The sequence below is a fragment of the Nonomuraea mangrovi genome, assembly GCF_042681425.1.
Classification (GTDB): Bacteria; Actinomycetota; Actinomycetes; order Streptosporangiales; family Streptosporangiaceae; genus Nonomuraea; species Nonomuraea mangrovi.
The window spans coordinates 248,876-261,918 of record NZ_JBHUFV010000105.1 but is presented as its reverse complement, the minus strand read 5'-3'; the positions used below and the strand labels follow the sequence as shown (position 1 = coordinate 261,918).

The window sequence follows — 13,043 nt, the reverse complement described above, 5'->3', positions numbered from 1 at the left end:
CAAATTGACTCTTTTCGCGAAACCTGCCGAGAATTTCCGACCGCCCCTTTCGGGACAACCCCTCTACTCTACCAGCCGATCCGGACAGATGCGAACCAACCGGACAAGCGATCAAGAAGTGGGATTCGTCGCGCCACACTCCTGCGGAGCGGGGCGACAGCAGAAACTCTAGCAGGACTCCGGAGGCACTTCACGCCACTCAGGCAACCTGGAGGTCATTCCCACCCCAGCTGCTCCCCAAACCTCGGGCTCTCGCAACCAGTTGGCAAGCCATCCGCAATCGCCCCCCGGTACGAAGTAGGCACGCGCTCACTGCGCCTGTGGAGGTGCCCGCCATGACCCGCTCGGAGTTCGACGACATCCGCGCCGCCATCGCCGACGAGAGTAATCGCGTCGGCGACCTGCTCCGGATCGCCAGCACGTTGCTGGACGACCTGGAGCACGTGCGCATGCGGGAGGCCGCCCTGCGCAACTACTACCTGCGCCTGGTGACCGCGGCCCGCGCCACTGTCGCGGCCGAGTCCGCAGGTGAGCCCGACCCGCTGGTCTTCCTCAAGCACGAGCTCGACGAGCGCGGCCAGTTGCCTGCCGGCGACGAGACCGTCCAGCGCATCCTGGCCGACGCGCGCACCGCCGCCGCTCTGCTCGCGGCCCTCGACCAGCCCGTCGCTCCCAAGCGGACCGGGCTGCGCCTGCGCCGGTGCGTGGGCACCAGCCGTACGCTTCCGCGATGACGACCGGACGCATACCCGATCTTGGCTGACCGCCTGCCAGACTGCCCGCATGTGGCGGACGGCAACGGACTGGGCCGCGCTGGCCCTGGTCACGGGCTTCGCGGTGCTGTGGACGGGTGTGGTGGTCTTCGCGGCCGACACCACTCCAGCGTGGATTCGCGCCGCTCAGGTGCTCTTCGGTGTCCTGCTCGCGGGCTGGTCCGTGCACAAGGCCCGGTCACTCCGCGCCCGACATGTCCGATAGATCGCCGCAAAGTGAGTATTCTATAGCTATGAGTGATCAACCTTACGAAATCTCCCAGGACATGGGCGATGACGTTCAGGAATCCTCGATCGCCATGTACAAGGACAGCTATCCCGAGCGGCACCACATCAACGAAATCGACGACGAGTGCACGCGAGGGATCTTCCACTGGATGAACGAGGAAGATCGGCGCGTCACCGACGCCCACCCCGATCCTCTGGAGGAGCCGAGATCCTTTAACGAGGATCTCTAGGGCTGGAAGCGATATCCCATTCCCGGCTCGGTGAGCAGGTGGACAGGGCGCGCGGGGTCGCGCTCGAGCTTCCGCCTGAGCTGGGCCATGTACTGGCGCAGGTAGTGCGTCTCCTTCAGGTACGCGCTGCCCCACACCTCCGTGAGCACCTGCCGCTGGCTGATGAGCTTGCCGGGATTGCGTAGCAGGAGCTCCAGGAAGTGCCATTCGGTGGGGGTGAGCCGTACTCCACCCGAGATGGTCTTGGTGGCCAGGTCGATCTCGTGGTCGCCGATCCGTACGGCGGCCGGGTCGTCGGGCGACGCCTGCGTTCTGCGGGTGACCGCGCGGATGCGCGCGAGGAGCTCGTCGATGCCGAAGGGTTTGGTCACGTAGTCGTCGGCGCCGGCGTCGAGGGCGTCGACCTTGTCGTCGCTGCCCGTCCTGCCCGACAGGACGATGATGGGCACGCTCGTCCAGCCGCGCAGGCCGTGGATGACGTCGACGCCGTCGAGGTCGGGCAGTCCCAGATCGAGGATGACCAGGTCAGGATGCCAGTCGGCGGCCTGGCGCAGCGCCGAGGTGCCGTCCTCGGCCACGGCGACCTCGTACTCCCTGGCCGCCAGGTTGATCCGCAGCGCGCGAAGCAGCTGCGGCTCGTCATCGACCACCAGGACCCGCGTCATGTGGCGATCTCCAGAGAGATGATCATGGTGAGTCCTCCTCCTGGTGTCTCCTCCGGCACGAGGGTGCCGCCCATCGCTTCGGTCAGCCCGCGCGACAGCGCGAGCCCGAGCCCGACGCCCGTGTGGTTGTCGCGGTCCCCCAGTCGCTGGAACGGCAGGAACACCCGCTCGTGCGCCTCCGGCGGGATGCCGGGACCGCGGTCGATGATCCTGATCTCGACGGACGAGCCGTGCGCGCTGGCGGTGACGAGCACGGGGCTGTAGCGGGCACCGTTGCCCATGAGGTTGACCAGGACCCGTTCCAGCAGGACGGGGTCGGCCATCACCTCGGGCAGGTCGGCGGGGAGGTCGACCTTCACCATGTCGCCCACGTCGGCCGCCGCCCTGGGGACGATCTCCTCCAGGGCCACGTGCTGCAGCGAGAGCCCGAGCACGCCCGCCTGCAGGCGGCTCATGTCGAGGAGGTTCTCCACCAGCCGATGCAGTTTCACCAGCGACTCGTCGGCGGTGGCCAGCAGTTCCCGCCGGTCGGCGGAGCTCCAGTCGATCTCGGTGCTGCGCAGGCTCTCCACCGCCGCCTTCGCCGACGCGAGGGGCGTGCGCAGGTCGTGGCTGACCGCCGCGAGCAGCGCGGTGCGCATCTTGTCGGCCTCGGCCAGCGGACGCGCCGCCTCGGCCTCCTCCGTCAGCCGCTGATGGCGCAGCGCCACCGCGGCCTCCGCCGCGAACGCCTCCAGCACGCGACGGTCGGCGGCGTCCAGGAGCTTGCCCCGCACGGCCAGCACCAGGTCCTCGTCGATCACCACGTCCGTGTCACCCGCTCCTGGGTCGGTGCAGGGCGGACCGCCCGCCATGGACACGATCCGCCAGCTCTCCCCCGCCCGTTCCAGGAGCGTGACCGAGGTCAGCCCGTAGATCTCGCGCAGCCGTTCGAGCAGCGGCTCACCCCTGAGCACCTGCCCCGCCAGCGTCGAGAGGACCTCCGCCTCGGCGCTCGACCTGGCCGCCTCTCTGGTACGGCGGGCCGCCAGGTCGACCACCGTGCTCACCATCGCCGCGACGAGCACGAAGATGACCAGCGCCAGCAGGTTCTCCGGCGCGTGGATCGTCAGGGTGCGCAGAGGCGGCGTGAAGAACCAGTTGAGCAGCGCGAACCCGAAAACGGCCGCGGTCAGCGCGGGCCACATCCCGCCGACCAGCGCCACCCCCACCACCAGCAGCAGGAACAGCAGGATCTGGCTGGGCAGCGTCAGGTGGCCGTGGAAGGGCAGCATGCCGGCGGTCAGCAGCGGCATCGCCAGCAGCGCCATGGCCCAGCCTGCCGTCCTGCGCCTGCGCGTCAGCGCGGCACGCGAGGCCGGCGGCCTGCCGGGATAGTGGGTCGCCTCGTGCGTGACCAGGTGCACGTCGATCGAGCCGGACAGCGCCGTGGTCGTGAGACCCACCCCGCGGGCGAGAACCTGGGCGAGCCTGCTCCTGCGGGAGGCCCCGAGGACGAGCTGGGTGGCGTTGACGCCGGTGGCGAAGTCGAGCAGCGCGCGCGGGACATCGTCGCCGACCACCTGGTGGTAGGTGCCGCCGAGGCTCTCCACGAGGGCGCGCTGCTTGGTGAGGCTGGCGGGGTCGGCGCTGCTCGACAGGCCGTCGGCGCGCGTCACGTGGACGGCCAGCAGGTCGGCGCCCTTGCTCCTGGCGGCGATGCGGGCGGCCCGCCGTACGAGGGTCTCGCCTTCGGGGCCGCCGGTCAGGGCCACGACCACGCGCTCGCGCGCCTCCCACGTGCCGGAGATGCCGTGGTCGGCGCGGTAGCGGTCGAGTTGCTCGTCGACCTTGCCCGCGAGCCACAGCAGCGCCAGCTCGCGGAGGGCGGTCAGGTTGCCGACGCGGAAGTAGTTGGACAGGGCGGCGTCGACGTTCTCCGGCGCGTAGACGTTGCCGTGAGCCATCCGGCGTCTGAGCGCCTCGGGCGACATGTCGACCAGCTCTATCTGGTCGGCGCGCCGGACGACCTCGTCGGGCACGGTCTCGCGCTGCGGCACTCCGGTGATCTCCTCGACGACGTCGTTGAGGGATTCCAGGTGCTGGACGTTCACGGTCGAGATCACGTCGATGCCCGCGGCGAGGATCTCCTCGACGTCCTGCCAGCGCTTGGCGTTGCGGGAGCCCGGCACGTTGGTGTGGGCCAGCTCGTCGATCAGGGCGATCTTCGGCTCGCGGGCGATGACGGCCTCGACGTCGAGCTCGGTGAAGTCGGCGCCGCGGTGACGCAGGTGCTTGCGGGGAAGGATCTCCAGCCCGTCGAGCTGCTCGGCGGTCCGCCTGCGGCCGTGGGTCTCCACGAAACCCACGACCACGTCCCTGCCGCGCGCGAGGGCTCTGCCGCCCTCACCGAGCATCGCGTAGGTCTTGCCCACTCCGGGGGCCGCGCCCAGGTAGATCCGCAACCTCCCCCTGCCCATGGCTCCAGACTATGGCCTGTACGGTGGCCTGCTCCCCCAGTCCCACCTGGGCACGGGCTCCGGGCGTGGCGCCTGCGCCTTCGGTCCGGAGAAGTAGAGCGCCAGACGCGTGCCCCACTCGATGTAGCCGGCGAACGCCGCCCTGAACTCCGCGTCGCGGGGCAGGCCGACCTCGTCGGCCGCGTCCATGAGCAGGTTCACCCATCGGCGGCGTTGCGGCTCGGTGACGCCCTTGCCGAGATGCTTGGAGACCATGTGCGAGTGGCCTCCGCGCTCGCGCGAGTAGGTGTCGGGTCCGCCGAAGACCTCGCCCAGCCACATCGCCACGTACCGCGGGTGGCCCGGGTCCATGCCCGCGAACAGGGGTCCGACCAGGTCGTCCTTCTCGACCTTCGCGTAGAAGACCTCGGTGAGCCGTTCGAGCGCCGCGGCACCGCCGGCCCACTCGTAGAGTGTGGGCTCGGTCTTGGTGATGACCTGCTCGTAGTGCCGCATCTCTTCGATATTCGACACATAGGGCTTGATCTCTGCGAAAAACTCTGCGAAGTGGTCGCTCTTCCTGAAACCCTCCAGGTGGTCCTCAGCGGAGGTCCACTCGATGCGCAGGATGTAGCACTCCGGCTCGTCCACTGCTCGGGACAGCTCGTAGTTCAGGCACTGCGGCGACCTGCCCAGCGGCACGACCGCCCGCTGGTAGGCGGCCTCGAAGCCGTCCGCGTCCGGAACCCGGTAGCGAATGTACTCAACAATCACGTAATTATGTAATCATCCTGCGGACTTTGCCACAACCATGGAGTATCCAGATATATGCCGTCAAACTCGGTGTGTGGATCCCCTCCTTTCGTGGCTACTCAGCGCACTGCTCCAGTTCGTGATCGTGTATTTCGCGGTACGGCTGGCGCTCAGGCACGACCGGGACAGCCGAGGCAGCACCTGAGACAGGTCTCCACTGCCTCGGCACGAGCGGCGTGACCACCAGGCGATGGGCTCCCGCCCCTACGCCCTCGCAGTGACGTTCGCGCCCGGCGGCCTGCGGTAGCGAATCCACACGTCGCCGCTCTCGACGTGGCCCGTCATGCGCAGGACGACGCCGTCCTGCGCGAGAGGCGTGGGCGGCTTGTTGTGGACGTGCCCTGACCGGCCGGTCGTGACCTCCTCGGCGCGCACCAGCCATCCTCGCGGCACGACGATCCAGATGTCCGCGAACAGCGAGTCGCACCGCACGTCCACGGACACCTCGCGGTGCGGGCACGTCGCGCGCATGAAGTTGACCCGCACCGTGCCCCATCCGCACTCGAGCTCGATGCGCGGCGGCACCACCCAGTGGCCGACCTGCTTGACGCTCCTGGCCCAGCCGGTGGACAGCCGCAGCGCGGCGGGAATCTCCAGGTGGCCGCCCTGGTCGCCCAAGTCCGGGAGGTCGGCGACGACAGCGTCGAGCTCCCCGCACGTCCGCGCGGCGTAGGTGCGGTCGAGACGCTCGTCGAGTTCGTCGGTGCTGATGCGTCCATCGCCGACGGCGAGGCGGAGGATCTGCGCCACCCTGTCCCTGTCGCTGTCGCCGGCCCGGAGCTGTGCCCGGTCGGTCATACCGTTCACAGTAGAGATCGATCCCGCTCCGGGCCAGACCCGATGATCGGTTCCGGCCGGCGGATCCCGGCGACCCGTACCGCCGGTCGCGTGGCAGGCGCGCGCATGACGCCCGCTTACCAGCTCACCAGGCGCCTGGTCCTGCGGGCGGGTTCGGGGAGTCCTGCGCGGAGCACCGTGACGCCGAGCGGGACCAGGACCACGCAGAGGCCGCCGATCGCGACCAGGTCCTGCGCCTGGGCGGCCTTGAGCACACCGGCCCACAGCGTGCCGGCGAAGAGGAGCAGGGCCAGGCGGGCGGTGCCGAACGTGCCGGTCAGGTAGCCGCCGACGCACAGCAGGACCGTGCCCACGTACTGGCCGCAGGACAGGGCGACGGACAACAGCCAGGGCCCGTAGGAGACCTCCGTGTAGATCCCGAGCACGTGTTCCGTCGCCCTCTCCAGGCCCAGCGGGCCGATCAGCTGGAACGCCGTCTGCTCGACGCCCGTCCAGTACAGGCGGGAGAAAAGGGTGGCGATGAGCATCGCCCCACCCCAGACGGCGAGCCCGTGGCCCACGATCCGCGCGAGAGTGGCGAAGGCGAGGCAGAGCACGGCCGATCCGGCGGCGAAGAGCGCGAAGCCCGCGGTGACCAGGGCCGGGTTCTCGACGTAGGCGGCGAGCTGCCAGGTCGCGGCGAACGGCAGGCTGTCGAAGTGCCGCAGTTGCTCGGCGGTGAAGGGCAGCCGCAGGCTGAGATGGCGGACGAACAGTCCGGCCAGCCACAGGAGGGGGCCGAGGACGAGGGCGATCCCGCCGAGGAAGCGGCCGGGGAACCAGGCAGTGCGATCCATGCCGCCGATCCTGAACGGAACGCAACGCCGCCACACCTCCCGATCGTCGGGGCACCGCCCCGACTTTCGTCAGGGAACGACCGGCCGGACCTCACCCGCCACAGGGCGGCGATCACCAGGCCCACCACCACGACCAATTGGTCCTACTCCGCGAGCGTTCCGCAGGTGAAGCCCTTCTTACGGTCGGGAGACCACATCTGGACCTCGGTCAGGATCGTGCTCTCGGAGAACTTGCGGAACGTCTGCCCCTTGTCGCAGTCATAGATCGCGTACCCGCCCTCGTGCTCGCCGAGGATCATCATCCAGCGGCTGTCGTAGAGGGGCTTGCCGCCGCTGTCCTGGAGCTTCGCCCACTGCGTCTGGAAGCCGACGGCGTCCAGCAGCGCGGTCGACTCCCCCTTCTCCAGCACCGCGATCGCACCGTAGATCATCTGAATCATGAGGATGTAGCCGAGCCCGATCCCGGTCAGCGCCCCGACCAGCACCTTCAGCCCCGCCCTGCCGATCGGCCTGCGCCGCAGCAGCCGGAAGGGCACGACATAGGCCACCACACCCACCCCAGCCGCGATGAGCACGTCACCGGCCTCGACCGTCACTTTCGCGGTGGGATCGGCGGCGTCCAGAGCGGTCATGAAGTACATCCAGCCCAGATAGGACGCACCTGCCCATGCCGCCGCGACCACGGCGACGATCCACGGCTGCTCCCTGATCCGCTGAGCCACCCGACCCACCCAGCCACGCGTGATCACGTTCAGCAGCCAGCCCAGGCTGATGAGGAGCCCGGTGACGATCGCACCGAGGATCAGCAGGGGGAGCAGCGTTCCCAGCAGCCGGCCTAACAACACCGACTGGTCGATTCCGGCCTGCTCGGGGGTGATGCCGAAGACGGCGTACATCCCCTGGTAGCCCATGTAGAGCAGCGCGTACAACGTCACGCCGAGCGGGACGACGACTGATCCGATCTTCTCGAGCAGGTCGAGAACGCCCGCCTTGTCCTCGTCCTCCTGCTGCGGTCTCTCTTCCTGCGACCGCGCCGCTGCCGGCGCTGGTGGTTCGTCCATCTCTTGACCCGGAGAGTCTGGCGCATAGGGCCGATACGTCATGAGCGGGAGCATAGGGTGATCGAGCCGGCAGATGTTCGTCCCCTGCGCCGATCGGATCTGGGCACGCCCGTGGTGACCGATCGCCTATGCCAGGATGGGCCGCATGTCTGCCGCGATCGAGAACTCCGCCGGGCCCGCCGACCAGACCGTGGCCAACGACTACGACGGCTTCGCCGAGGCGTACGCGGCCGAAACCGAGTCCAACCTCATCAACGGCTACTACACGCGGCCTGCGATCCTGGACCTGGCCGGAGACGTGGCCGGGCGGCGGATCCTCGATGTCGGCTGCGGTGCGGGTCCTCTGCTCGCGGAACTGCGTGAGCGGGGCGCCATCGTGACCGGCGTCGACCCCAGCGCCAAGATGCTGGACCTGGCCCGGCAGCGGCTCGGCGAGGGCGCGGCCCTGCATCAGGCCGGTCTGGGCGGCGGTCCTCTGTCGTTCCCTGACGGCGCGTTCGACGATGTCATCGTGTGCCTGGTCCTGCACTACCTGGAGGACTGGAAGGCACCGCTCGCCGACCTGCGGCGCCTGCTGGTGCCCGGCGGCCGACTCATCGTGGCGGTCAATCACCCCTTGATCTACCCGTTGGCCTATCCCGGTGGCGGCTACTTCGCGACCCGCGAGTACTCCGAGGATTTCACCTTCAGCGGCCAGGATGCTGTGCTCACGTTTTGGCACCGGCCGCTGCACGCGATGACCGACGCCTTCACCGCGGCCGGCTTCCGGATCGCCGTCATCAGCGAACCGCGCCCGGCGCCAGGCGCCCACGAACTGTTCCCCGACGAACTCAAAAAAGCCAGACTCGACCTTCCTGTGCTTCCTGTTCTTCGTCCTGGAAGCCGTTTGACCTCACCGATCGGGCACCGAACGCCAAGCCGCCCAGCCGAGCAAGCCCGACCGGGCGAACATGGCCTGAGGCGGCTGGTTGGCGGAGGCGACCGACCGCTTTGGTCACCGCGAGCGGGAACAGGACTGGTCCGCAGAGTTGACGAGGCTGAACCATTGGGGAGACCTACTCGGTTGGCTCTGCGAACCTTCGCCGCGCAACGTCGTCAACTCCATGATGTAGCGGCAGCGGCCCGCTACATCATTCGGCGGCCAAACACGCTTCCAGGAATGACTTCGGCCCCTCCGGGAACCGCAGGGGTTCGCCCATCGACTCCAATGGCAGTGCCAGAGGTCTGTCCTCATCCACGATCCAGCCGGCGATGTGCCCGCATAGCTTCTTCCGCTCCCGCGACTGGGGCGCACCGGCATCACGTTCGAGATTGAAATGAGCCTTGGAGATCGAGGCGAGGTGCTCGGCCACCTCGCTCCGTCGGATCTCCTGACCCGATGACCGCACGACGACGACCGGATCAGTGCCCCGCATGACGACCACGACGCCGACGGCGACAGCGACGAGCACCAGGACGCCGAGGGCGATCCCAGCGGGGAGCAGCCACTTCCGCGCCCTGACAGGTGGGGCTGACGTGCCGCCCTGGGCGGCCGTCCGCTCGGTCCACCGTTGGCCGTCCCACTCGCGCAGGAACGGCTGCCCACCAGGGTCCGGGTAGAAGCCGGGGGCAGGCGGGCTCGGCTGATGTGGTGCGTCCACTGGGTGTCCTGCCTTCCAGCGCGATGAGGATCGAACTCTGGACGATCTAGAACCTGCCGCAGGCTAGCAGCAGTCGCGAGGGCTCGTCTAACAAGATCCGCCAGATGCGCAGTGCCACGCTGCTGCCGCTCGTCGCCCTGATCACCCCAGTGTTTCAGCCTGGATGGCGATGTCCTGATGTCTTGTCGATCCGTCTTCACGACGTACGGCACACCCATGGACGCCGAAGATCCTCAGCGACCGCATCGGCCACGCCAGCATGTCCTACACGTTCGCGATCTACACACACCGCTCGACAGGCAAGGGCTGGGCCAAGCAGATCTTCGGTGAGGAGAACCGGCAGGTCCCGTAGGCCGCCGGAACCCCGTTGGAGGCTCGATGGTTACGCAGGCATGGAAAAGGCCCTCAGGGAGGATTTCCCTGAGGGCCTTTTCGTTGGTAGCGGGGGCAGGATTTGAACCTGCGACCTCTGGGTTATGAGCCCAGCGAGCTACCGAACTGCTCCACCCCGCGTCGGTGTGTGTCTAGAGACTATCCGCGACGCGGGGCTTGTGCAAATCAAGAACTCGGCGTAGGCGACGGTGTCGGCGAACCCGTCGGGGTCCCGCTCGGCGCGGGAGTCGGGCTCGTGGTGGGCGTGGGCTGGATGGAGGAGTTACGGCCGAGGGCGTTGAGCGCGTCCTGCAGACGCTTCTGCGCCTCGCCGTACTTGACCCAGTCGGGCGGCGAGCTGGCCAGCGCCTTGTTGGCGTCGTCGTACGCCTTCTGGGCATCGGCGATCAGCTTGGCCGTGACGGTGACGTTGGCGGGCTGGCCCGTCTGCTGGTCCTGCCCGGTGTTCTGCTCGGCGGCCTTGCCACTGAAGACCTGGGCCAGGGCATCCTTCAGCGTGTCACCCGAGCCGACCGTGCTGCCGTACGCCACCAGAACCCGCTTCAGGATCGGGAACGGCTCCTGACCGGCGGCGGCCGCGGTCTGGACGTAGACAGGCTCGATGTAGACGAGGCCGTCGGCGAAGGGCAGTGTCAGCAGGTTGCCGTAGCGGACCGTGGCGTTGCCCAGGCCGAGCAGGTTGAGCTCACCGGAGAACTTGTTCTGGAAGTTGTTCTGCGCCTGTCCGGGACCGGGGATCGAGGTGTTGGACGGCATGCGCAGGATGCGCAGCTTCCCGTAGTCGGGTCCGTCGGTCGCGTCCACCGCCATGAAGGCCGCCAGGTTGGGTCCCTGGCGCGGGACGAAGGTCGTCGTCAGCGAGAAGGACGGCGACTGGTTCGGCATCGTGGTGGTCAGGTAGTACGGCGGCTGCTTGACGTCCCTGTCGCCCTGCGAGGGGTCGAAGGGGACGTTCCAGAAGTCCTGGCCGCTGTAGAAGGCGTTGGCGTCCTCGATGTGGTACTGCGACAGGATGTCGCGCTGCACCTTGAACAGGTCCTCGGGGTAGCGGATGTGATCCTTGAGGCCCTGGCTCATCTTGCTGGCGGGCTGGATGACGCCGGGGAAGGCCTTGCTCCACGTCTGCAGCATCGGGTCCTTGGGGTCCCACGCGTAGAGCGTGACCGTGCCGTCGTAGGCGTCGACGGTCGCCTTGACCGAGTTGCGGATGTAGTTGATCTGGTCGCGGGGCTGCTGGGCGACCACGCCTCGAAGGGTCGTGGTGTCCTCGGTCATCGAGGCCAGCGACTTGCTCTGCGAGTAGGGGTAGTCGTTGGACAGCGTGTAGCCGTCGACGATCCAGGTGATGCGCCCGTCGACGATCGCCGGGTAGGGGTTGCCGTCCAGCGTGAGGAACGGGGCCACCTTGGCGACGCGGTCACGCGGGTTGCGCTCGTAAAGGATCTTGGAGTCGTCGTTGATGTCGCCCGACAGCAGGATGTTCTTCTCGCCGTACTTGGCCGCGTAGACCAGGCGGTTGAAGAACGAGCCGACGGGCACGCCGCCCTGACCTGTGTAGGTGGTGTTGGACTGCCCCGTGCCGCCGCTCTCGGGGTAGTTGAGCTCCTGGCCCTGACCCGCCTTGGCGTCGGGGCCGCCCGCGATGACGTACTCGGTGGCGACCTGCTCGCCGAAGTAGACCCGCGGCTCCTTGATGGTCTGGCCGAGGGAGCCGATGACCGGCATGTCCTTGGCGTCGAAGTTGGGCAGACCCTCGGAGTCGACCTCGTTGCCCGGCGCGGCGACGAAGCCGTAGCCGTGGGTGTAGACGAGGTGCTTGTTGATCCAGTTGTTCTGCTGGGCCGGCGGGCCCGTCAGCTCGCGGACCGCGACGACGTGGTCACGAGGTACGGGTCCCGTGCCCTTGTAGCGGTCGACGTCGAGCTGGGTCGGGAAGTCGTAGAAGCCGCGGATGCGCTGCTTCTGCTGGAAGGTCTTGGCCACCAGGTTGGGGTCGAGCAACCGGACGCCCGACACGGAGACGTCGCCGTCGGCGGTCACCTTGCTCGGGTCCGACTGCGCGGAGTAGGGGATGACCTCGCTGCCCGCCACACCGTAGGCGTCACGGGTGGCCTCGATGTTGCGGCCGATGTAGACGGCCTCACGCTGCTGCTGGTTGGGCTTGACCTGGAACTGCTCGACGAGCGCGGGATAGACGCCGCCGATCAGGATGGCCGACAGGACCAGCAGGCCGAAGGAGACGCCGGGGAGCATGCCGCCAGGCCGTACGACGCCCGCGAAGAAGAGCGCGGCGCAGATCAGCGCGATGATCGCGAGGATCGTCTTGGCGGGCAGGACGGCGCTGACATCGGTGTAGGAGGCGCCGTGGACGAAGCCGCGGTCGGAGAAGACCAGGCCGTAGCGGTCGACCCAGTAGGCGACCGCCTTGAGCAGTACGAAGAGGCCCAGCAGCACCGACAGGTGCACGCGGGCCGCGCGGGAGGCGTGGACGCCCGGCGACTGCAGCCGGAACCCGCCGTACAGGTAGTGCGTGATCGCCGCCATGATGATCGCGATGATCACCGCGGTGAACAGGAAGTTCAGCACCATCCTGATGAACGGGTAGTCGAACATGAAGAACGAGATGTCCAGCTTGAACAGCGTGTCGGTCTTGTTGAACCGCGTGCCGTTGACGTACTGGAGCCACGTCTTCCACTGCCCGGCGAACGACGAGCCCGCGAACAGCGCGAGCACGGCCATGCCGATGATGAAGATCAGCTTGCGGTGGGGGTCGAGCGCCAACCGGTAGCGGTCGGCGCCGCTGCCCCCGCCGAACATGGCGGGACCGAACATCGGGCGCATCCTGAAGGCCAGCAGCATGTTGCCGCCGACGATGCCCGCCATCAGGAGCGCACCCACCACGAACAGCCCGATCTCGGTCAGCAGCACGCCCGAGAAGACGGAGGTGGCCTTGACCGAGTCGAACCAGAGGTAGTCGGTGTAGATGCCGGAGAACAAGAAGAAGAATGCCACGATCGCCACCAGAGCGATGGCGACGGGAAGAAGCAGTCGCGGTCGACGGGGCAAACGCATCCCCCGACCGGGTCCTGGGGTCCGGAATGCCAAGGCCAACCCCTCGTCGTGATGAGCAAACGGTCCGTGATTGGCAACCTACACCGGCTCGAGAGA

Annotated in this window: 11 protein-coding genes, 1 tRNA gene and 1 pseudogene; 4 read left to right on the top strand and 9 right to left on the bottom strand. The window is 68.0% G+C overall.

Annotation, left to right across the window (positions count from 1 at the left end; genetic code table 11):
- Nucleotides 1-335 precede the first annotated feature (335 nt).
- From ACFSKW_RS53655 to ACFSKW_RS53645, 3 genes are read left to right on the top strand one after another with little or no spacing between them, the layout of a single operon-like run.
- Complete coding sequence (locus tag ACFSKW_RS53655; RefSeq protein WP_379583432.1) at nt 336-734, top strand: hypothetical protein; 399 nt, start codon at nt 336-338, stop codon at nt 732-734.
- A 49-nt stretch (nt 735-783) separates the two neighbouring features.
- Entirely contained in the window at nt 784-978 is a 195-nt protein-coding gene (locus tag ACFSKW_RS53650) for a hypothetical protein (protein WP_379583431.1), read from the top strand.
- A 28-nt stretch (nt 979-1,006) separates the two neighbouring features.
- The gene (locus ACFSKW_RS53645; protein WP_379583429.1) at nt 1,007-1,231 is read left to right on the top strand and encodes a hypothetical protein; all 225 of its coding nucleotides are present in this window, start codon (nt 1,007-1,009) and stop codon (nt 1,229-1,231) included.
- On the opposite strand, the gene ACFSKW_RS53640 is transcribed toward ACFSKW_RS53645, so the two are convergent.
- The 6 genes from ACFSKW_RS53640 to ACFSKW_RS53615 form a co-directional block, all read right to left on the bottom strand.
- Nucleotides 1,228-1,896: a response regulator gene (locus tag ACFSKW_RS53640; RefSeq protein WP_379583427.1), complete on the bottom strand. Its 669-nt coding sequence runs from the start codon at nt 1,894-1,896 to the stop codon at nt 1,228-1,230. The genes ACFSKW_RS53645 and ACFSKW_RS53640 overlap by 4 nt on opposite strands.
- Nucleotides 1,893-4,355 carry a sensor histidine kinase gene (locus ACFSKW_RS53635; protein ID WP_379583425.1) on the bottom strand — a complete coding sequence of 821 codons (2,463 nt, stop codon included), beginning with the start codon at nt 4,353-4,355 and terminating at the stop codon, nt 1,893-1,895. The genes ACFSKW_RS53640 and ACFSKW_RS53635 overlap by 4 nt, the downstream gene beginning before the upstream one ends.
- Nucleotides 4,356-4,364: 9 nt before the next feature.
- The gene (locus ACFSKW_RS53630; protein WP_379583423.1) at nt 4,365-5,108 is read right to left on the bottom strand and encodes a group II truncated hemoglobin; all 744 of its coding nucleotides are present in this window, start codon (nt 5,106-5,108) and stop codon (nt 4,365-4,367) included.
- Between the two features lie 243 nt (nt 5,109-5,351).
- Nucleotides 5,352-5,945, bottom strand: coding sequence for a DUF1707 SHOCT-like domain-containing protein (locus ACFSKW_RS53625; protein ID WP_379583421.1), 594 nt, complete (start codon nt 5,943-5,945; stop codon nt 5,352-5,354).
- Between the two features lie 116 nt (nt 5,946-6,061).
- Complete coding sequence (locus tag ACFSKW_RS53620) at nt 6,062-6,781, bottom strand: hypothetical protein (RefSeq protein WP_379583419.1); 720 nt, start codon at nt 6,779-6,781, stop codon at nt 6,062-6,064.
- A gap of 143 nt (nt 6,782-6,924) precedes the next feature.
- Nucleotides 6,925-7,842, bottom strand: coding sequence for a hypothetical protein (locus tag ACFSKW_RS53615; RefSeq protein ID WP_379583417.1), 918 nt, complete (start codon nt 7,840-7,842; stop codon nt 6,925-6,927).
- Nucleotides 7,843-7,987: 145 nt separating this feature from the next.
- On the opposite strand from ACFSKW_RS53615, the gene ACFSKW_RS53610 reads away from it, so the two are divergent.
- Nucleotides 7,988-9,157 (top strand): class I SAM-dependent methyltransferase, encoded by a 1,170-nt coding sequence (locus ACFSKW_RS53610; RefSeq protein WP_379583415.1) that lies wholly within the window; start codon nt 7,988-7,990, stop codon nt 9,155-9,157.
- Between the two features lie 214 nt (nt 9,158-9,371).
- Here ACFSKW_RS53610 and ACFSKW_RS53605 read toward each other — a convergent pair.
- From ACFSKW_RS53605 to ACFSKW_RS53595, 3 genes and pseudogenes are all read right to left on the bottom strand, one after another.
- A pseudogene (locus tag ACFSKW_RS53605) lies at nt 9,372-9,482 on the bottom strand (DUF2510 domain-containing protein); the annotation flags it as partial.
- A gap of 436 nt (nt 9,483-9,918) precedes the next feature.
- Nucleotides 9,919-9,995 (bottom strand) — tRNA-Met (locus ACFSKW_RS53600).
- Between the two features lie 45 nt (nt 9,996-10,040).
- Entirely contained in the window at nt 10,041-12,947 is a 2,907-nt protein-coding gene (locus ACFSKW_RS53595) for a UPF0182 family membrane protein (RefSeq protein ID WP_379583413.1), read from the bottom strand.
- Nucleotides 12,948-13,043 lie beyond the last annotated feature (96 nt).

Bases quoted from the DNA above. Each gene is read 5' to 3' on its own strand.
- ACFSKW_RS53655 (WP_379583432.1), top strand. From the start codon at position 336: ATGACCCGCTCGGAGTTCGACGACATCCGCGCCGCCATCGCCGACGAG.
- ACFSKW_RS53650 (WP_379583431.1), top strand. From the start codon at position 784: ATGTGGCGGACGGCAACGGACTGGGCCGCGCTGGCCCTGGTCACGGGC.
- ACFSKW_RS53645 (WP_379583429.1), top strand. From the start codon at position 1,007: ATGAGTGATCAACCTTACGAAATCTCCCAGGACATGGGCGATGACGTT.
- ACFSKW_RS53640 (WP_379583427.1), bottom strand. From the start codon at position 1,896: ATGACGCGGGTCCTGGTGGTCGATGACGAGCCGCAGCTGCTTCGCGCG.
- ACFSKW_RS53635 (WP_379583425.1), bottom strand. From the start codon at position 4,355: ATGGGCAGGGGGAGGTTGCGGATCTACCTGGGCGCGGCCCCCGGAGTG.
- ACFSKW_RS53625 (WP_379583421.1), bottom strand. From the start codon at position 5,945: ATGACCGACCGGGCACAGCTCCGGGCCGGCGACAGCGACAGGGACAGG.
- ACFSKW_RS53620 (WP_379583419.1), bottom strand. From the start codon at position 6,781: ATGGATCGCACTGCCTGGTTCCCCGGCCGCTTCCTCGGCGGGATCGCC.
- ACFSKW_RS53615 (WP_379583417.1), bottom strand. From the start codon at position 7,842: ATGGACGAACCACCAGCGCCGGCAGCGGCGCGGTCGCAGGAAGAGAGA.
- ACFSKW_RS53610 (WP_379583415.1), top strand. From the start codon at position 7,988: ATGTCTGCCGCGATCGAGAACTCCGCCGGGCCCGCCGACCAGACCGTG.
- ACFSKW_RS53595 (WP_379583413.1), bottom strand. From the start codon at position 12,947: ATGCGTTTGCCCCGTCGACCGCGACTGCTTCTTCCCGTCGCCATCGCT.